The sequence below is a fragment of the Kribbella swartbergensis genome (genome assembly GCF_054784135.1).
In genome coordinates this window covers 628,082-646,167 of sequence record NZ_BAAGPM010000017.1, presented here as the reverse complement: position 1 = coordinate 646,167, position 18,086 = coordinate 628,082, and the positions used below count along the sequence as shown (strand labels likewise).

The following is an 18,086-nucleotide window of genomic DNA, read 5'->3' as shown; positions in this document are numbered from 1 at the left end:
CCAGTGAGTACAAGGATCGCTGCGCCACCGGCGGCCGCATTCCTCGGCCGGCCGCCGCTCGACCTGCCCGAGTGCCTGTTCCTGCTCAGCGCCTTCGTGGCACCGCTGAACCTTCTGATCGTCGGCGCATTGAGCGTGTACGACGTGCTGGTGCTGGCCACCGGCTTCGTCATCCTTGCCGGCGGGCGGCACATCGTGTCACCGCCGGCCGGCGTGGTCGTCGCCGGCTACGTCTTTCTCTGTGCCGCGGTGGCGAGCACGTTCCGGGCGACGAACATGGAAGAGGCGGTCGAACAGCTCGGCCAGTTCGCGTTCATCTTCTTCATCCAGCTTCCCGTGGTGCTCACGATGGCCCGCGACGCTCTGATGGTCCGTTGGGCCGTGCTCTTGTTCGCGGCCGGCTCGCTGGCCGCTGTGGTCCAGGCAATGGTGGCCGGACGGATTCAGGGCGCCGATCGCGTGCTCGCATTCATCAGCGACAACCCGAACCGGCTCGGTTACCTGGCGACCTACCTGTTGCCCTTCGCCCTCTATCTGGTGAACACCTTGTGGCATCGCGATCGGCTGCTGTGGGCGGTCGTGCTCGGAGGTGTGCTGTCCTACCTGCTGTTGTGGCCACTCGCGGCGTCGGCGTCGCGCGGTGCGACAGCGGGCGCGATCGTAGGGCTGTTCACCTATCTCGTCCTTCGGCCCGGTCTAGGCGCGCGACGCGCACTGCAACGCATCGTCATCGTGGCGGTCCTGGTGGCGAGTGCCAGCTGGGTCATGCTGAACCTCCAGGGGTTCTCGCAGACGCTTGGTGACCGAATCGAGCGGACCATGTCGCCGGAGGATCAAGCGACGCTGCTGGCCGAGCGTCAGCACCTCGCGCTGGCGGGCCTGCGCGAGTTCGCCACGTCGCCATTGGTCGGCACCGGGCTCGACAACTTCCGGAATGTCGCGGCGCGATACGACCCACTCGCCACCAGTCAAGCGCCGCACAACCTTTGGATCCAGTCGCTGGCACAGGTTGGTCTGGTCGGCACCCTGGCCTTCCTGTACCTGATCGCATGGTGGTTCCGGCGACTTTACCGAGCCTGCGCCCTCACCCCGGTCGGCGACGCACACGGCGGCCTGGTCTTGGCCTTCGTCGCATCGATGGCCTCGATCATGACGATCCTGATGACGGTCCCGGTCATGAACCAGCGTCACTACTGGCTGCTCTACGGCCTGGGACTCGCGCTGGTCGCCCATCGGCCGAGCAGCAGCTCGGATCCGATCCCCCAGTCGAGGAAGGAAGAGCGGAGAGACCAGCTATGAGCCGAACACCTGGACCGAGCAGCATTCTGCACATCCTCGTCAATGTCGCGCCGACCAACGGGCAGTACCACGAACATTGCCTGCCGCTCGCGCATGAGCGCCGGATCACCATCTGCGCGCTCCGCCGATCATCCGTTGTCCCACCTCCCGAGGTCACCCTCCTGGACTGTGATGGAACCGTCCATCGCGGGCTCCAGGTGCTGCGGCGTGCGCTCGACCACGACGACTACGAGGTGGTGCATGCGCACGCGCCGGCCAGCGGGGCGCTGTTGCTCGCCGCGAACCTGTCCCGCCGCCGGTCCATGGCGCGATGCGTGTTCACGATGCAGAACTCGTTCCGGAACTACCGCCTTCGCAACCGGCTGCTCCTCGTCCCGATCTTCGCCATGTTTCCCGCCATCGTGCTGTGTTCGGAGACCGTGCGCGAAACACTTCCCCGGGTGTTGCGGATGCTCGGCGGATCCAGGATCACCGTCGTACCCAACGCCGTCGACCTCGCCCGCATCGACCGCACTCTCGGCGGCATGAGCATGAACTGCGCCGGCGACCCCTTCACGATCGTGTCCGTCGGGCGGCTCGTCGACATCAAGAACCCCTTCACCCTGCTCGACGCGTTCGTGCGGAGCGAGCCGGGCGACAGCCGCCTGGTCGTGGTCGGCGACGGACCCCTCCGCCCACGGCTGGAGGCCGCGGCCGATGCCCTTCGTCAACCGGCTGAGGTGCGTTTCGCCGGCCTCGTCGATCGAGACGAGGTGTACCGGCAGGTGGCCCATGCGGACCTGTGCGTGTCGACGTCGTACGGCGAAGGTCTGCCGGTGGCCGTGCTCGAGGCGATGGCCTGCGGCCGGCCGGTGGTCCTCTCGGACATTCCACCTCACCGGGAGATCGCCCGGGGTGCGGATTTCATCCCGCTCGTCCCGGCCGACGATGCGGAGGCTTTCGCCGAGCAGATCCGGCGATTCCGGGCGATGCCCGCGCAGGAGCGCATCGACATCGGCCGGGCCTGCCGGCGTGTGGTGGAGAACAGATATGGGATCACCGCGATGCACGACTCGTTGAACACGGTCTATCGGCGGGTCGCCGTGACCACAGCGGAGGGGGGTTCGTCGTGACGGAGACCGCCGAGCCCGGCACACCGGAGTTCAGCGCACTTGCGCGCGGGATCAAGCGGCTGTGGTGGCTGATCGCCGCTCTCGGCCTCGTCGGTGGGGCGGCCGCTGCCATGATCACCGCCAGGATGACGCCGATGTACCAGGGCACGACGAGCATTCTCGTCGGCGATACCCTGCGCGCGTCCCAGGTGGACACCAGAGCGATAAAGTCCGCCGAGGCCGTTGCCCGGACGTACGCCGACATGATCCGCAGGCGGCCGGTGATGGAGGGAGTCGTCAAAACCCTTCAGCTCGGTACCAGCCCGGAGGAACTCGCCCGCCGGGTTCACGTCGAGCGTCCCGCCGGCGATCCGCAGCTGATCGAGGTCACCGTCGAGGCGGCCTCCCCGCAGCAGGCCCAGGCGATCGCAGGCGCGGTCGCCAATCAGCTTCTCGCCGTCAGCCCGAGCCGTGCCGCCGGCGAGAAGCGGGCCTTTGTCGACGCCCAGCTCACCGGCCTGCAAGCCAAGATCACGGCCACGGACGCCTACCTCGTCAGTCTGCGGAAGCAGCAGGCTGCGGCGACGACGCCGGCCGCCCGGCAGCATCTGCAGAAGCGGATCGACCTCGCAGAGAAGACCCTTGCCACATGGCAACGCAATTACGCCGACCTGGAATCTCTCCGGCCCCCCGGTAGCGCGTCGGCCTCGATGGAGATCCTCGAGAAGGCCCACGCCTCCCCCATCCCGTCCTCACCGCGAACCCAGCAGACCGTGGTGCTGGCCGTGGCTCTCGGGATCATGGTCGGCATTCCGGTCACGTATCTGCTGGAACGCCGCCGCGCCGCGGTGCCCCGGCGACGAGTCGAGCGGCCGGCACAAGCCGCCGCAGGCGCTCGGAATGAGACTGGCCCCAGGCGACGGAAGACCTTGGCGCCGGCATGGGCAGTCCCCGATCCGACGGCCGGGCGCGGTATCAGCGGCGTCGCCGGCTTCGGCTGGGGATGGTCGTCGACCGAGAGGGGCCGAGGGGATGACTGACGTCCAGAACCCGCCCGCTGTCGAGCGGGCGGCGGGACTGCCGACACCGGCACTCGACCTCGTACGGCGGCTGTGCCACATCCTCGACCTCCAGCGCATCGCGTACTGCCACTGGAAGAGCAACGAGGCGCTCGACCGGTCGGCCAGTGGCGACAACGATCTGGACCTCCTGGTAGCTCGCCGTCACGTGCAGAGATTCACCGAGGTGCTGTGTCACCTGGGTTTCAAGGAAGCTCGACTGCCACCGAAACGCGAGCGCCCCTCGGTACTGCACTACTACGGGCTCGATCAAGAGTCCGGACGCCTCGTTCACGTGCACGTCCAGTACCAGCTCGTCATCGGCGACGACACCACGAAGAACTGCCGACTGCCGATCGAGGAACCCTACCTTGCGTCCGCAGCCAACGGCCCGCTCTTCCGCGTACCGTCCGTCGAGTTCGAACTCGCCGTACTGGTCATCCGGATGATCCTCAAACACGCGACCTGGGACGCGATCGCCTGCGGCCGGGGACGACTGTCCCCGAGCGAACAGCGAGAGCTCACCGACCTCACCGGACGAGCCGACCCGGAACGGCTGGCAGGCGTCGTACGAGACCACTTGCCGTTCGTCGGGGAACCGTTGTGGCAGGACTGCCGTGCGGCCGTGGAGCCACAGGTTTCCGCGTTGACGCGGGCGGCGGCTGCCCGCCGGCTGATGCGCGCCTTGACGGTGCACCTCCGCCGGCCGGAGCCGCTCGACGTCATGCTGCGCGTCTGGCGCCGAATCGTGTGGGGTATTCGCCGGCACGTGCTGGGTCGACGGGCTCGCAAGCGACTCGCCGGCGGCGGGGCCGTCATCGCCGTCGTCGGGGGCGACGGTGCCGGGAAATCGACCGTGGTCGAGAACTTGTCCGGTTGGCTCGCGCAGGCCCTGGACGTACAACGGATCCATCTCGGGAAGCCGCCGAGGTCGATCACCACACTCGTCCTGAAAGGCACCATGGCCGTCGGTCGCCGCTTCGGCGCATTTCGCGCCACCCGCCGCCCGCCATGGGCCGGCGTCGACGGCTTCCCAGGCTATCCCTGGCTGGTCTGGCACCTGTTGACCGCCCGGGACCGCCGCCGTGAGTACGGCCGGGCCCGGCGGTTCACGGCACGCGGCGGCATCGTCGTATCCGATCGCTACCCCCTCCCCCAGCTGCGCTCGATGGACGGCCGCCGTACGGGCGTTGTCGAGACCCTCCCGGCAGTCGGCCCGCCGGCCCGGATTCTGGCCGCACATGAGCGGCGGTGTTACGAGCACATCCGTGAGCCGGACGTGCTCATCGTCCTTCGAGTCGACCCTGAGGTGGCGGTGGCCCGCGCCGACGAGGATCCCGACTTCGTCCGGCCGCGTAGCCAGGAGGTGTGGTACGCCGACTGGACCGGGACGCGAGGCCATGTCGTGGACGCCAACCGCCCGCGGACCGACGTCCTGGCCGCGGTCAAGGCAGTCGTCTGGTCCGAGCTATGACCGGCGGCCGGCAGTACGCGGCCCGTGCGCTCGAGGTGATCGGGCCGCCCGGTGCCGGGAAATCCACGCTCGCCGCCGCGCTCGCCGACCGCACCCCGGACTTTCGGATCGTCAAGCACTACCGCGGCATCGATCGCCTGCCGTTCGTTCTGCGCGCCGGTCCCGCGGTGGCATCGGTCGCACTGCGCGACGGGATCGGCCGCTCGCTCAACCGGCGGCAACTCGCCTGGATCGCCAGGGTCGAAGCGGGGCTGCGGATGCTCGAACGACATCGCACGACCATCGTGTTCGACCAAGGCCCGCTCTACACGCTGGCACGACTCTCCGACCGGGATCGGGGACTGCCGGCCGGCGGTCCGCTTGCCGGCTGGCGCCACACCAAGTCACTGCAGCTGGCCGGCCTGCTCGACCTGATCGTGGTTGTCGACGCTCCCGACTCTGTGCTCGTCGAGCGCATCACGACGCGAGTCAAGGCGCACAGTCTCCGGCACCTCCCGCGCGGGCCCGCGCTGGCCGCGTTGGCGAACGCCCGAGTCGAGTACGACGAGGTGATCCGGCAAGTGACGAGTGACAACGGACCTCGCGTGCTTCGACTGGACAGCAGCAGAGACATCCTCCACACCATGGTCGACGGGGTTCTCGCCGCGCTCGGAGCTGATGACGCGCGGCAGCAGAGCTGACAGTTTCGGTGCCGGCGCATGCTCAGCCACAAGCGTGAGACTCGACCTGAAAGGCAAGAGCCTGGACTGGTCGTCGAGCTGTGCGGCCTGCCGGGGGCCGGCAAGAGTACGCTGGCCGGCGCGCTGATACCCGAGCTCGCACGTCACGGCCACGCCGTACGCGCCGGCGCCTCGACCATCGCACCCACCGTCGGCGCCACCCGCCGCATTCTGGTGAAGGCATCACTCGCGCTCGCCGAGACACTCGCGCATCCGAAGTTCTCGGCAGCGTGCGTCGCCGCCATCGCCCGAACGCGGCAGCCGAGCTTCGCCGACCTCCTTCGTTGCTCGGTGCAATGGATCGTGACGCAACGGTTGCTGCGCTCAGCACGGCGGGAGCCCGGGGTGCGCGTTGTCGACGAGGGAGTTCTTCAAGCCTTGTGGTCGATCGGACTGCGCGGTAACCCCGAGCCTGTGCTGCGCACGTTGGCGTCCTCGCAGGTCTGGGCCGGCCCCGACCTCGTCGTCGTCGTGGCCGTTCCGGTCGAGGTCGTCGCCGAGCGGCTCGCTTCACGAGGATCGCGACATGCGAGGACCCAGTTCCTCGACCCTGTCGGGCAACGGACAGAGCTGGAGTACGGCGAGCGCCTACTCGACCGGATCGTCGAGTGGTGGCGCGCCGACAACTCCGCGGGCGGTCTGGCCCGGGTCGGCGACGACATGGGTGTCGCGGAGATCGCGGCTTGCGTCGTACAGCTCAAGCCGGGTGCCGGACCGGCCGGCTCGCCAGGCCGTTCCGGCTGAACCACCGGATGGTGCGCAGTAGCCCGTCTTCGATGTCGACCTTCGGTTCCCACGCCAGTAGCTGCGTGGCGAGCGAGATGTCCGGCCGGCGTACCGTGGGGTCGTCCTGCGGGCGTGGCACGAACTCGATCGGCGACGTCGAGCCGGCGAGGTCGCGGATCAGTTCCGCGAGCTCGACCACAGCCATCTCACGCGGATTCCCGATGTTCATCGGACCGGCGTGCCCGGAGTGCAGGAGGCGCACGATCCCTTCGACCAGGTCGTCGACGTAGCACACCGAGCGGGTCTGAGCTCCGTCCCCGGCCACGGTGAGCGGCGCGCCGGCGAGCGCTTGGCAGATGAACGTGGGAATCGCACGACCGTCGTCGCGGCGCATCCGCGGACCGAACGTGTTGAAGATCCGCACGATCGCCGTGTCGACGCCGTGATGGTTGCGATAGGCCATCGTCATCGCCTCGGCGAACCGCTTCGCCTCGTCGTACACACCGCGCGGGCCGACCGGGTTGACGTTGCCCCAGTAGCTCTCCGCCTGCGGGTGCACCAACGGATCGCCGTAGCACTCCGAGGTGGACGCGAGCAGGAACCGCGCGCCCTTCTCACGCGCCAGGCCGAGCGCGTGCAACGTACCGATCGACCCGACCTTCAGTGTCTGAATGGGTAGCTGCAGGTAGTCCACCGGGGACGCAGGTGATGCAAAGTGCAGTACGGCGTTCACCGGACCGGCCACGTGAATGTAGCCGGTCACGTCGACACGGATCAGCCTGAAGCCGTCGCGTTCGACCAGATGCGAGACGTTGGCCGGCGTACCGGTGCAGAAGTCGTCCAGGCACAGCACCTCGTAGCCGTTGTCGAGCAGCCGTTCGCACAAATGGGACCCAAGGAAACCGGCGCCTCCGGTCACCACGGCCCGTTGCCCGGTCATCTGCATGGGCATCTGCATGGTCATCGGCAGCCTCACCTCGGTTGAGCTCATGGCGGACGCGGGCTCAGGAGAGCACAGTCGGCTTCACCGTCGCGAACTGCGAGGAGTCGTTCGGCCGACACCGGTTTCGTGGTTCCTTCGCCGGCGAGCAGGTGTTTGATTCGACGCACCGACGGTAGCGTCGACATCGGGCGCGACCACCCCACAAGCGACGTAGGATCCGGTGCTGCAGATAGCCGACCCGGACGGCACCATCCCCCAAGCGGCGTAGGTCAGCTGCAGTACTGCCCCGGTTACGATCCACGAGATACTGTGAACAGTTCGGTCCAGACGGACGTTCATGCACAGACGACCGAGGACATCGCAACGATGACCGATTCGGCGCAGCAGGCAGTCGGCTCCGTACCGCCGCTGGTGAGTCCGTTGCGCGTCGTGATCGTGCACGGCCAGCCCGCCTTCGCGGAGGCGCTGCAAGAACGCCTCTCCGCGGAGCCCGATATCGATGTGGTCGGCACGGCGGCCGACGGCCGCTCCGCACTGACCGCCGTGACGAACCTGAACCCCGACTTGGTCCTGCTCGATCTTCACCTCGGCTCCGAAGACGGACTCGCCGTCGGTGTACAGCTGCGCGACATCGCGCCACGCGCCGTCTTCGTCGCGGTGACCGGCGTGGACGATCCGCGGGCAGCCGTGCGTGCGGTCCGCATGGGCGTGCGCGCGTGGGTGAGCATGGACATGGGCGTCGACTTCTTACTGGCAGCCGTCCGCGCAGCCCCCCAGGGACACAGCTTGTTTCCCCCGGCCTTGCTCGGCGGGATGCTTCCGCTGCTCGCACGTCCCGAGGCGAGGAACCGCTACGACGACCTGCTCGCCGGACTGACCGACCGCGAGCGGCAGATTCTGGTTTGCATGATCGACGGGCTGGACCGGCGCGCCATCGCTCGCCGGCTCCAGCTGTCGTCGAACACCGTCCGCACGCACGTCCAAAGAGTCCTGGCCAAGCTTCAGGTACACAGCAGTCTCGAGGCCGTCGCGCTGGCACTGACCGCTGGGGTGCGGGGCGACGAGAGGGACGAATCCGCCGAGTCCGAACCCGTGCGCGGCCCCCGCGATCAGTTCTCCGCGGCGGGCAGGTCGACGATGTGGTGACGCACCGCGAACGAGCAAGCCTCCACCCGCGAATGCACTCCCAGCTTGGTCAGCACGCTCTGGACATGAGTGCGAGCCGTGCTCAACCCGATCCCCATCCCGGACGCAATGCGTACCGTGCTCTCGCCGAGGACCAGTCTGACGAGGACCTCACGCTCGCGCGGCGTGAGGAAGCCGGCGAGCCATTGCTGCGTGTTCTCCGGTTTCCGCCGCGCCGGGCGGTGGACCGCATACCCGTCGAGAGCTGTCCCGCCGGCCAGTACGACCTCGAGCATCCGCACCGTTTCGGCCAGCGGACGCGCCTTGTTCGCAATACCGACCACGCCGGCCTCGACGGCCTCGCGTGCCACCGATGGGTCGGTCAATCCCGTGAGTACCACCACTTTGGCATCCGGATCGAGCGCGAGGAGCCGCCGGGCGACGTCGATGCCCGAACTCTCCGGAAGGCACACGTCCAGCACCGCGACATCGGCGTGGCGGCTGCGGAAACGCTCGACCGCCTCGTCGACCGACCTGGAGACGTCGACCGTGTATCCGTGGGCTTCGAGGGCGGGGCGCATCACCTCGAGGAACAACTGATGGTCGTCGCACAGCAGGACATGCATGGCTAGTCCCGAAGACCAGTGCCATGCGTCGACGGCGACTGCGGCAGGCGAAGACGGACGAGGGCACCCACTGACTCGCCGGCCCCGGTGGCAACCTCACCACCGTGGCGTACGGCGCAGTCCCTCACGACGCCGAGCCCGAGTGACGCCAGACCCGGATCCGCGTGACCGAAGCCCGGTCCGGTGTCTTCGACCTCGATCAGCGCCTGGCCCCCGTCCAGCCGGGTGCGCACGGTCACCGATCCCGCGGGCCCGGCGGCGCGCACCGCGTTGTCGAGCATGTTGACCACTGCCCGGCGCAACATCACCGGATCAGCAATCAGCCTGCCCGGCCCGGCCTCCAGCCGGCAGTTGGTGTCCGTGCGCAGCTGCACATCCTCGATCGCCTCCTCGACGAGCCGAGCCAGGTCGATCTCCACCCACGCCGCCGTCCCCTCCAGGAACTGCCGTGTCATCTGCGTGATGAACTCCGCACGCGCGGATATCTGTTCCAGGCGACGCAGCGACCGCTGGGGCAGGTTCGGCTCCATGCCGGCGAGATCGACCAGCGCCTGGATGACGGCCAGCTCCTGGGCGACGTCATGGCACAGCCGCCGAAGCGGCTGCAACTCCACCTCGCCCCCGCGGGCCGGTCGTTGTGGTTCGGCGGCCGGCGTGTGCCGGAGATCGGGGGTGCCGGTCACGGGTCACTCCGGTACGACCTGGGCGTGCTGCTCCTGCAGGGTCGTCCGGTCACTTGAGCATGCGACTGCCAAACCGTCATCGTGGCCCCCCCGGCAACTTGACGTTTCCCTGTGGATCACCAGATATTGGTGATCTCTCACAAACATTGCATCTTGCGGGTGAGCCTGCATCCTCAACTTGGATGAGACCCGCGCTTGAGAGACAGGTTGCGAACACCCTCTGGGTACGCCACGTTCCTGCCCGCCATCCCACCCACTCCGCCGTACCGAACCATCACGCAGTGAGAATGTTCGGTCTCATAATCCCGCGCGTATGGTTGACAAGTCAGGCACTTTGCCGACTCACAGGGGGAGTCTGAGTGAGGCGACGGTGAGGCGCATGCGAGTCATTCTCTGTGACGACCACAAGATGTTCACAGTTGCGCTGGCCGCTGCCCTGCGAAGGCTCGGCCACGAGATCGTGCTCATCGCCGACCGGCCCGATCAGGCTCTGTCCGCGGCCGCCGAGACTTCGGTCGACGTCGTGGTGATGGACCTGGCTTTCCCGACCGGCGACGGGTTCGCCGCGGCCGAGGCCCTGAGACGCCTACCGTCGGCGCCGCGGGTCTTTGTGCTCACTGCGCGCACAGACCCCGACGCTATCTCACTTGCCATCCAAGCCGGGGCATCTGGCCTGCTGACCCGGCAGGCCGAGCTGGATGACCTGGTGAGCACGCTCGAGAAGGTAGCGGCCGGTGAGATCGTCTACGACGCCCAGGTGCTCCGGGACGCCTTCGTTCCGGCGCCGCTCGAAGTGGCTAAGGCCCGCCAGCTCGCCGAACTCCTCACCCCTCGCGAGCGCGAAGTCCTCGAACGCATCGTGCACGGCGAGAGCACCTCCGCCATGGCGGAGGCGATGGGTATCTCGGTCAACACGCTGCGCTCGCACGTTCGCGCGATGCTCGCAAAGCTCAATGCGCACTCCCGGTTGGAGGCGGTCGCCTGGGCCATCTCACACCAGGTCGTCGAACCGCCGTCGGCCGAAGCAAGCGTGCGTGACCAGACGTAGAGCCGGGTGGATCAATCCCATCAAACATTCGCACGGCAGCACCGATCGAAGACCAGAAATCGACGACAACCGCCCTACGGCTCACGCCGTCCCTGGCTACTTCAGCTCGACCAAGGGTCTGCCGAGCAGGAGCGGAAGTCAATCAACTGTTGGATTTGCTGGGTGCCTTCGAAGACCTCGAGGGTCTTGTGGGTACTTCCGGATCGAACGCCCAGTTGGCTATTACGCCTCAGTGTCCTCCTGCCCGTTCGACGATCGGGTTCTCTTGTTGCGGTAGGCACCGTGGAAGCTCGGCTGGTGCTGGAGTGCACACACCTGGCGCCTGGCAATGGAGGTCGAGGGCACCGGGGTAGGCGTGGTCGGGCGGACGTGCCGGTCGTAGTGGCCGGAGGCAAATCGATTCCGCGACGGTCAACTCCTCGAGCGTCGCGGTCTGGTAGCCCGCAGCCCGCTTGGCAGCGACCGCGGAGTACAAGCCGAACCGCCTCGCCTAAGGCTTGACTTGGGCAGCCCGTGTTGCCGACGCCATGTGTGACGTCACGAATCGTTGCCGTCACCCGTCAGGCGGCCTGCGTCGCTCCCGTGGCAGAGGTACTTCGACGGGTCGCTCGCAGCACGTGCTCCGCATGCCATCCATTCGGCGAATCCGCCGGGGCTGCGCGCTTCGAGTTCGTCCAGTAACTGCTCCCGGTACGCGGCGACTGAAGCCACGTCGGCCGGCGAACTCGCGTCGAGCAGGTCGATGAAGCTTCGACGCCAGGCCATGCACAGTTCGGCATTTGTCATGTCGTCGAAGAGGCGTTCTTGCCCGCAGGGCGATGTCGCGGGCTGGTCGGACGGGAGCCGGCCGTGTTCTCGCCTCGGCTCGTGGTGCCGCGTGGCCGGACCGCGGAACAGCCGCACAGCGGTGGGCGAACTGGCGACCATCAGCCCGACCAAAGCTATCCCGGAAACCCCCGCGATGTGGCCGAACCCGAACAGGCACACGGCTGTGCCGCCGCCGGCGATTCCGTGTCCGAAGGACTTGGACAACGACACCGGGCTGTGCGGCCTTCCAGTGGTTCCGATCGCTTGCAGATTCGCCGACACGCCGACCAACGTCAGTGTCGCCAGGAGGAACACTACGACGACCGTCCACACCGAAGACGCCGCTGCGGCGCAGATCAGAGCGAGTAATCCGAGGGGCGCCACCAGACTCAACCACAACGCGCGATAGGCCTTCATCGATGGCCTCCTCTCTATCGCGGCTGCCCGTTCACTCGAGGTTGGGGTCACGGCCGTTCAGGGTTCGATCAGGCCGGCCCGGATCGCATATCGGGTGAGCTCGGTGCGGTCCCGCATGCCGAGCTTCTGGAGAATGTTGGCGCGATGGCGTTCGACCGTCTTCACGCTGATGGTCAGGGCGGTCGCGATCTGGCGTGACGAGTGTCCTTCGGCAATCAGCTTGACGACCTGGTCCTCGCGTGGGGTGAGGACATGTCCGGGCACGTCCTCACCGCGGCGTACCCGCTCCAGGTAGTCACGGACAAGGGTGCTGGTCACGCCCGGATACAGGAAAGACTCTCCCCGCATGGCCGCGTGGCACGCGTCGACCAGATCCTGGTCCGCGACCGACTTCAGTACGTAGCCGCATGCGCCGGCCTTGAGGGCGGCGAAAAAGTACCGTTCGTTGTCGTACATCGACAGCATGAGAACCAGCGGTGGTGTGCGCAGTCGCGACAGCTCCCGGGCGGCCTGGAGCCCCGTCATTCGCGGCATCGCGACGTCCAGCACCGCGAGATCGACCGGGGTACGCCGAGCCAGCTCGACCGCTTCGACGCCGTCGCCGGCTTCCGCGACGACGCTGAGCCCCGGTTCGCTGTCGAGGATCAGCCGTACGCCGCGGCGCACGAGGGCGTGGTCGTCAGCAAGGAGAATGCGGGTCATGGCCTCTCCTTCAGCGGCACCTTCAGTGCTACCTCGCTACCGCCGCCGGCCCGTGGGGCGATCCGCAGTTCGCCATGGACGAACAACGCGCGTTCCCGCATTCCACGGATGCCGGTACCTTCCTCGGCGCCGAGAAGGCCGCGTCCGTTGTCAGCCACGCGCAGCATGATCGCCTCGCCGTGCCGGGTCAGGGACAATTCGACGTCATCGGCCCGGGCGTGCCGGGCGACGTTCGTCAGCGCCTCCTGCGCCACTCGGTAGATGACAAGTTCGACATCGGATTCGAGGTCCGGCAGGCCGGGGGTGACGATCCTGCGGATCTGTACGCCGTGCGTGGCGAAATCGGTCGCAAGCGCGGCGAGTGCGTCGTGAAGTCCGAGGTCCTCCAGGACGCCTGGCCGGAGTCGGCGCGCAACATCTCGCACCTCCTCCAAGCTGGCCCGGGTGGCGTCTTGCGCCACGCGGATCTCGTCGACCAAGTCTCCCGGCGCCCGGTCCGCGATCTGCTTCAAACTCAGCAGCACGGCCGTCAATCGCTGGCCGATCTGGTCGTGGAGTTCCTGCGCGATGCGGTGCCGTTCGGCTTCCTGCGCGGTGAGAGCCTTTGCGTTACTGGTACGTCGCTCGGTCTCGAGCCGCACCAGCATCGCATTGAAGCCGCGCACCAGGTTGCCGACGGCCCCACTGCCGGCCTCCGGGAGTCGTTGCCCCGGTCGCTGCAGATCGACGGTTTCCATCAGCCGGACAAGCCGATCCAATGGCGCCAGGCTGGTCCGCAACATCAATGAGTTCACCACGACGATCGCGGTGAGCCCGACGACCAGAACGATCGCCTCGGAGATCAGGACCGGCCTCGACACCGTGGCAGGACCGAGCGCCAGCGCGAGGGTCGCGACGGCGAACACCGCCCCGTTGATGAGGCAAACTCTCCAATACAACGGCATACCTGCGCCTCGTTTCACACCGACCAGCCTCAGCCATCCCGGTCCTGCTGTCCATCTGGTCAATGCACCGCGGCCCGAAGATGGGTGTTGGACCCCATACCGCCCTGCACACGGCGCCGGAAGACTGGTAGCGCGGCGGAGGCCCCGCTCCCGGCACACTGAGTTGGGTCTCCAGCCGCACCAGCCCAGGCCCCAATGGGGGCCGATCAACCCGAACGAAGCGTCAGAGCTCGTGTGCCGGGAAGTCCGGACGGGTTCGAGGCTCTCTGGCCGTGCGTCTATGCCCCCGGAGGTCCCCTGGATGAGTGCTGTCCCGCGTGAGCGTTCCGTCTTCCTCGGGTTGCTGCCATGGGCTGAGCGCGTACAGGTTGCGCGAGCCTTGCGCACCGAGACGGTCGGCGGCTTGCTCGTGCTGACGGCAGCCGCAGCAGCACTCGTGTGGGCCAACTCACCCTGGAGCGAGTCGTATCACCAGGTACGCGACGCGCACTTCGGCATATCCGCACTCGGCCTCGACCTCTCGGTGGGACACTGGACCGCCGACGGTCTTCTTGCCATCTTCTTCTTGGTCGCCGGCATCGAACTGAAACGGGAACTGGTTGTCGGCGAGCTCCGAACTCCGGCGACCGCGGCCCTTCCCGTAGTCGCAGCCGTGTGCGGCATGGCGATCCCGGCCGCCTTCTATCTGGCCACGACCGCAATCGGTCAAGGCAGCCCGAACGGCTGGGCTGTACCCATGGCCACCGACATCGCGTTCGCGCTGGCCGTCCTCGCAGTACTCAGCACGCACCTGCCCTCAGCTCTGCGCGCCTTCCTACTGACCCTTGCCGTGGTCGATGATCTGGGAGCAATCCTCGTGATTGCGCTCTTCTTCACCGCCGAGCTGAATCCGCTCGCACTCGGCGGTGCAGTGGCCGGGCTGGTCGTCTTCCACCTGCTTCAGCGGTTCAGAGTCCGCGGCTGGTGGTGGTACGTACCCCTGGGCCTGACCATCTGGGCACTGACGTACAACGGCGGCATTCACGCCACGGTGGCCGGTGTCGCCATGGGCCTGCTCATCCGCACCACCAGGGGCCGTAGCGAGAGGGCTTCGCCCGCGGAGCGGACCGAGCATCTGCTGCGTCCGCTGTCGGCAGGGGTGGCGGTGCCGCTGTTCGCGCTGTTCGCGGCCGGTGTCACTGTCTCGACCCAGGCGCTCGGAGAGGTGTTCACCCGTCCCGAGCCACTCGGCGTGGTCCTCGGTCTTGCCGTCGGCAAGACGCTGGGCATCTTCGCAGGTACCTACCTGGCAGCCCGGTTCACCCGGGCCGACCTCAACCCAGACCTTGCCTGGGCGGACGTGTTCGCGCTGGCGGTGCTGGCCGGAATCGGATTCACCGTGGCTTTGCTGCTCGGCGACCTCGCCTTCACCGATCCTGCCGACGCCGAGCGGATCAAGGCAGCCGTTCTCGTCGGCTCACTGATCGCCGCAGCGGTCGCCGCGGCCCTGATCAAACGTCGCAACAACATCTACCGCCGGTTGTGGCAGGCAGAAACGCAGGACGACGACGCCGACGGTGTCCCCGATGTCCACCAGCAGGTCGAGCCCGCACGCGGCATCGCGGGCATGAATTGAGGAGGACGGCATGCGCGCACGTGATCTCGCCCAGCCCTACCCCTTCGTGACCACCGACGACAGCGCCGTAGACGCGGCGAAGATGGTTGCCAAACTGTCGCTACCTGCCCTGCTGGTCCTTGATCCGCAGGGACACCCGCAAGCCGTCGTACCCGGAACTCAGCTCGTGCGCCAACTCGTCCCGTTCTGCTTCGTCGAAGACCCGTTACTCGCCGCCGTAGACGACGGACGCGACGATACCGAGCATGTGAAACGCCTGGCCGGGCACACGGTTGCGGAATGGGCGCCGCGCCACCTGTACCCACCGCCCGTCGTCGGGCCAGAGGCACCGCCGATCAAGGTCGCAGTGCTGATGGCCCATAGCCGCGTTCCACTGGTCGCCGTCGTCGACACAGACGGCAACAACTCCATCCTGCTCGGTGTGGTCACTGCAGCCCGGCTCCTGCACTACTTCACCACCGCATCACCGCAGGGCGTTCGTCAACCCCTGCAACCCAGGCCGGGGTGATGGCTCTGGTCAGACACCTCTGCTTGTGTGCGCCCGTGGCGGCTGTACCGATGCCACAGGCAACATATGCCGGCGCGCAGCTTTCGTTGGATCGTCAGCGGTTGAAGAGGGTTTTGGTGTCCAGCTTGACGTCGGCGGGAGCGAGGAGGGCGGCGACGGACAGCAGGAGCCAGGTGACGGCGAAGGGGGCAAGGGCCTCAGTGACAGCTCCTGACAGCTTGAGTGGAAGGAGCGTCACAACAGCCAGGAGGCCGAGTGGTACGACGCCCAACGCGAGCGTGCGCGCGACTTGGCGGAGGCCCGAGCGTCGACGCGCTACTTCAAGGGCCTCCTCAGCGGCAGGCGGTGGCTGTCGCGGGAGATCGGCGAGGCTGCCGATGGCCCATGCCTCGACGGCTGTCTTGAGCCGTTCCAGGTCCTCGTCGCTGCTGCGGCCGCCTGGGAGCGTGACCGCGGATCTCAGATCGAGAATGGCTGCGGCTGCTTCGCGGGCGATCGTCTCGGCATCGACGCTGAACGCGGGGCGGCCGTCGATCAGCCTGGGCAGATGGTCGTTCACTGCCTGCGCCGCATCGGCCAGCAATGCACGGGCATCGCCGGTCGACTTCAAGGGCCGGCGGGTGTCATCACGGTCAGTCGTGTGCTCAAGGATCTGAAGGACTGCCACCAGATCGAGGACTACGGCGGCCTCGACCCGCTGCTCCCTCCAGGCCTTGGTGAGCGCCGCCTGGTTCCAGCTAACGACGTACACGCGCGCGAGGAGCACGATGATCAGGCACGTCCAGGCAGTGACTGCGGCGATGAGGATTGCGTCCTCATCGCCGCGGCCCGGCGTCGCTGCGTACCAGACGGCGATCGCTATGTAGGTCGAGAGGACTAGCGCAGCCCAGGTCATTCCGGCCCGCTCCCGGCCGGTCAGCTTCTCCAGAGCGACGGCGGGCCAGGACAGGACGAGCATGAGCCCGATCAGCGCGAAGGCGTAGAGCCAGACGGGGTTCTGATCGCCATCACTTCTTGGGACCTCGAGCCCGACGATCACGCCCGGTACGAGCACGGCCGAGATACCAAGGAGCAGCGTCAGCCGGTTCGCGATCAGCTCCACCGCGAACTGGTCACGGAGAAACAGTCGTTTGGTCCTCAGCAGCGAGTCGATCCGCTGCCTGTGCACCTCGGAGAGGGACCTGAGCTCGGCGACCTCACGGAGGTAGGCGTCGATCGCCTCATCCGCCTTCCGATCCCAGGTGGAGCCTTGGAAGCCGGCGAAGAAATTGCCCAGACCGCGAACCAAGGTGCCCACGCCGCGCACGAGCGGCTTGGAGCGAGTTGCATCCGTCGGCTCGGACTCGGCGTCCATGGTCCCCCCAACGCGCCTGTGCTCGCCATTGTCGCGCTGTGACCGGCTCGACGGAAGCCGTCGCCTCTCGGCAGGCTGAGGGCTCAGCCCAACACCCCTCGACGGCCGCAGCGCGATCGGACAATTGGTAATCGTTCATTGGCTTTTGGCGGTGAAGGTTAGGTGGGTTACGCCGGTTGGGGTTGAGACTGCTTCGATGGTGTAGGTCTCCTCGAGTGATTCCAGGCCGTCCCAGAGGCGGACGCCGCGGCCGAGCACGATGGGCACCTGTGCGATGTGCATGTGGTCGACCAGACCATCGGCGAGGAAGTCGCGTACGACGGTTGGTCCGCCACCGATCCGTATGTCGGCACCGTCGGCCGCCGCACGGGCCTGCTCGAGCGCCTCGCTCGGCGTGGCGTCGAGGAAGTGGTACGTGGTTCCGCCCTCCATCTCGATCGAGGGCCGCGGGCGGTGGGTGAGCACGAAGACCGGCGTGTGGAACGGAGGGTTCGGTCCCCACCAGCCCTTCCAGTCCGGGTCGTCCTGCCAGCCGGGTGGGCCGAACTTTCCGGCGCCCATGATCTCGGCTCCGATGCCCGGGTCGTGCCGCTCGGCGAACGCGTTGTCGACGCCGACAGTGCCGCCGGGCAGGCCGTCCTGTGCGCGGAAGAACCGGGTGCCGACAAACCACTCGTGCAGCCGTTCGCCGGCATGCCCGAACGGGGTGTCGAGGGCCTGACCCTCCCCGGTGGCAAAACCGTCGAGCGAGATCGCGAAATTGTGAATGCGGACAACGGACATGGGATTGCTCCTTCGCTCCAGTGGCACCGCCATCCGGCGCCATCACGAGAAGGTCGGAACCAACCAGGCCGTCTTGACATCATCCCCCACCGCCTCGAACCTGCTCGCCGGCCCGAGCACCTGGTCGGGTCGAGAGTTGCCGGTGTTCGGCAATGAGGGCGTGG

18 protein-coding genes are annotated in these 18,086 nt (G+C 67.4%); 10 read left to right on the top strand and 8 right to left on the bottom strand.

The window, feature by feature from the left end:
* Positions 1-3: 3 nt before the first annotated feature.
* The 6 genes from ACYVOK_RS14970 to ACYVOK_RS14945 are packed head-to-tail and all read left to right on the top strand — an operon-like array spanning position 4 to position 6,385.
* The gene (locus ACYVOK_RS14970; RefSeq protein WP_460662995.1) at positions 4-1,299 is read left to right on the top strand and encodes an O-antigen ligase family protein; all 1,296 of its coding nucleotides are present in this window, start codon (positions 4-6) and stop codon (positions 1,297-1,299) included.
* Complete coding sequence (locus tag ACYVOK_RS14965) at positions 1,296-2,411, top strand: glycosyltransferase family 4 protein (protein WP_460662994.1); 1,116 nt, start codon at positions 1,296-1,298, stop codon at positions 2,409-2,411. Before ACYVOK_RS14970 ends, ACYVOK_RS14965 begins: the two co-directional genes overlap by 4 nt.
* Positions 2,408-3,430, top strand: a complete 1,023-nt coding sequence (locus tag ACYVOK_RS14960; protein WP_460662993.1) for a YveK family protein — start codon at positions 2,408-2,410, stop codon at positions 3,428-3,430. The genes ACYVOK_RS14965 and ACYVOK_RS14960 overlap by 4 nt, the downstream gene beginning before the upstream one ends.
* Positions 3,423-4,922, top strand: a complete 1,500-nt coding sequence (locus ACYVOK_RS14955; protein ID WP_460662992.1) for a hypothetical protein — start codon at positions 3,423-3,425, stop codon at positions 4,920-4,922. Before ACYVOK_RS14960 ends, ACYVOK_RS14955 begins: the two co-directional genes overlap by 8 nt.
* The gene (locus ACYVOK_RS14950; protein ID WP_460662991.1) at positions 4,919-5,602 is read left to right on the top strand and encodes an AAA family ATPase; all 684 of its coding nucleotides are present in this window, start codon (positions 4,919-4,921) and stop codon (positions 5,600-5,602) included. Before ACYVOK_RS14955 ends, ACYVOK_RS14950 begins: the two co-directional genes overlap by 4 nt.
* Positions 5,603-5,620: 18 nt before the next feature.
* Complete coding sequence (locus tag ACYVOK_RS14945; RefSeq protein WP_460662990.1) at positions 5,621-6,385, top strand: P-loop NTPase family protein; 765 nt, start codon at positions 5,621-5,623, stop codon at positions 6,383-6,385.
* Here ACYVOK_RS14945 and ACYVOK_RS14940 read toward each other — a convergent pair.
* Entirely contained in the window at positions 6,339-7,331 is a 993-nt protein-coding gene (locus tag ACYVOK_RS14940) for a UDP-glucuronic acid decarboxylase family protein (RefSeq protein ID WP_460662989.1), read from the bottom strand. The two genes, ACYVOK_RS14945 and ACYVOK_RS14940, sit on opposite strands and share 47 nt — an antisense overlap.
* A 288-nt stretch (positions 7,332-7,619) precedes the next feature.
* Between ACYVOK_RS14940 and ACYVOK_RS14935 the strand changes: the two genes are divergently transcribed.
* Positions 7,620-8,456, top strand: a complete 837-nt coding sequence (locus tag ACYVOK_RS14935) for a LuxR C-terminal-related transcriptional regulator (protein ID WP_460662988.1) — start codon at positions 7,620-7,622, stop codon at positions 8,454-8,456.
* Here ACYVOK_RS14935 and ACYVOK_RS14930 read toward each other — a convergent pair.
* Together ACYVOK_RS14930 and ACYVOK_RS14925 are read right to left on the bottom strand one after the other, a co-directional pair.
* Positions 8,420-9,061: a response regulator transcription factor gene (locus tag ACYVOK_RS14930; protein WP_460662987.1), complete on the bottom strand. Its 642-nt coding sequence runs from the start codon at positions 9,059-9,061 to the stop codon at positions 8,420-8,422. The two genes, ACYVOK_RS14935 and ACYVOK_RS14930, sit on opposite strands and share 37 nt — an antisense overlap.
* A 2-nt stretch (positions 9,062-9,063) precedes the next feature.
* Complete coding sequence (locus ACYVOK_RS14925) at positions 9,064-9,744, bottom strand: sensor histidine kinase (protein WP_460662986.1); 681 nt, start codon at positions 9,742-9,744, stop codon at positions 9,064-9,066.
* A 379-nt stretch (positions 9,745-10,123) separates the two neighbouring features.
* Between ACYVOK_RS14925 and ACYVOK_RS14920 the strand changes: the two genes are divergently transcribed.
* Positions 10,124-10,792: a response regulator gene (locus ACYVOK_RS14920; protein ID WP_460662985.1), complete on the top strand. Its 669-nt coding sequence runs from the start codon at positions 10,124-10,126 to the stop codon at positions 10,790-10,792.
* 537 nt (positions 10,793-11,329) lie between these two features.
* Here ACYVOK_RS14920 and ACYVOK_RS14915 read toward each other — a convergent pair.
* The 3 genes from ACYVOK_RS14915 to ACYVOK_RS14905 are packed head-to-tail and all read right to left on the bottom strand — an operon-like array spanning position 11,330 to position 13,662.
* Positions 11,330-12,067, bottom strand: coding sequence for a hypothetical protein (locus tag ACYVOK_RS14915; RefSeq protein WP_460662984.1), 738 nt, complete (start codon positions 12,065-12,067; stop codon positions 11,330-11,332).
* Positions 12,068-12,073: 6 nt separating this feature from the next.
* Positions 12,074-12,718 (bottom strand): response regulator, encoded by a 645-nt coding sequence (locus ACYVOK_RS14910; protein WP_460662983.1) that lies wholly within the window; start codon positions 12,716-12,718, stop codon positions 12,074-12,076.
* Positions 12,715-13,662 (bottom strand): HAMP domain-containing sensor histidine kinase, encoded by a 948-nt coding sequence (locus ACYVOK_RS14905; RefSeq protein ID WP_460662982.1) that lies wholly within the window; start codon positions 13,660-13,662, stop codon positions 12,715-12,717. The genes ACYVOK_RS14910 and ACYVOK_RS14905 overlap by 4 nt, the downstream gene beginning before the upstream one ends.
* 301 nt (positions 13,663-13,963) lie before the next feature.
* Between ACYVOK_RS14905 and nhaA the strand changes: the two genes are divergently transcribed.
* Together nhaA and ACYVOK_RS14895 are read left to right on the top strand one after the other, a co-directional pair.
* A complete protein-coding gene (nhaA, locus tag ACYVOK_RS14900) occupies positions 13,964-15,277 on the top strand; it encodes a Na+/H+ antiporter NhaA (RefSeq protein ID WP_460662981.1) in 1,314 nt (437 codons plus the stop codon).
* 10 nt (positions 15,278-15,287) lie between these two features.
* Positions 15,288-15,785 carry a CBS domain-containing protein gene (locus tag ACYVOK_RS14895; RefSeq protein WP_460662980.1) on the top strand — a complete coding sequence of 166 codons (498 nt, stop codon included), beginning with the start codon at positions 15,288-15,290 and terminating at the stop codon, positions 15,783-15,785.
* 94 nt (positions 15,786-15,879) lie between these two features.
* Here ACYVOK_RS14895 and ACYVOK_RS14890 read toward each other — a convergent pair whose 3' ends face one another.
* Entirely contained in the window at positions 15,880-17,139 is a 1,260-nt protein-coding gene (locus ACYVOK_RS14890; RefSeq protein ID WP_460662979.1) for a hypothetical protein, read from the bottom strand.
* A 135-nt stretch (positions 17,140-17,274) separates the two neighbouring features.
* Positions 17,275-17,922, bottom strand: coding sequence for a dihydrofolate reductase family protein (locus ACYVOK_RS14885; protein WP_460662978.1), 648 nt, complete (start codon positions 17,920-17,922; stop codon positions 17,275-17,277).
* Positions 17,923-18,086 lie beyond the last annotated feature (164 nt).

Excerpts from the sequence above, each read along its gene's own strand:
- ACYVOK_RS14885 (WP_460662978.1), bottom strand. The coding sequence starts at position 17,922 with ATGTCCGTTGTCCGCATTCACAATTTCGCGATCTCGCTCGACGGTTTT.
- ACYVOK_RS14945 (WP_460662990.1), top strand. The coding sequence starts at position 5,621 with ATGCTCAGCCACAAGCGTGAGACTCGACCTGAAAGGCAAGAGCCTGGA.
- ACYVOK_RS14905 (WP_460662982.1), bottom strand. The coding sequence starts at position 13,662 with ATGCCGTTGTATTGGAGAGTTTGCCTCATCAACGGGGCGGTGTTCGCC.
- ACYVOK_RS14910 (WP_460662983.1), bottom strand. The coding sequence starts at position 12,718 with ATGACCCGCATTCTCCTTGCTGACGACCACGCCCTCGTGCGCCGCGGC.
- ACYVOK_RS14950 (WP_460662991.1), top strand. The coding sequence starts at position 4,919 with ATGACCGGCGGCCGGCAGTACGCGGCCCGTGCGCTCGAGGTGATCGGG.
- nhaA (WP_460662981.1), top strand. The coding sequence starts at position 13,964 with ATGAGTGCTGTCCCGCGTGAGCGTTCCGTCTTCCTCGGGTTGCTGCCA.
- ACYVOK_RS14930 (WP_460662987.1), bottom strand. The coding sequence starts at position 9,061 with ATGCATGTCCTGCTGTGCGACGACCATCAGTTGTTCCTCGAGGTGATG.
- ACYVOK_RS14965 (WP_460662994.1), top strand. The coding sequence starts at position 1,296 with ATGAGCCGAACACCTGGACCGAGCAGCATTCTGCACATCCTCGTCAAT.
- ACYVOK_RS14955 (WP_460662992.1), top strand. The coding sequence starts at position 3,423 with ATGACTGACGTCCAGAACCCGCCCGCTGTCGAGCGGGCGGCGGGACTG.
- ACYVOK_RS14940 (WP_460662989.1), bottom strand. The coding sequence starts at position 7,331 with ATGACCATGCAGATGCCCATGCAGATGACCGGGCAACGGGCCGTGGTG.
- ACYVOK_RS14920 (WP_460662985.1), top strand. The coding sequence starts at position 10,124 with ATGCGAGTCATTCTCTGTGACGACCACAAGATGTTCACAGTTGCGCTG.
- ACYVOK_RS14895 (WP_460662980.1), top strand. The coding sequence starts at position 15,288 with ATGCGCGCACGTGATCTCGCCCAGCCCTACCCCTTCGTGACCACCGAC.
- ACYVOK_RS14890 (WP_460662979.1), bottom strand. The coding sequence starts at position 17,139 with ATGGACGCCGAGTCCGAGCCGACGGATGCAACTCGCTCCAAGCCGCTC.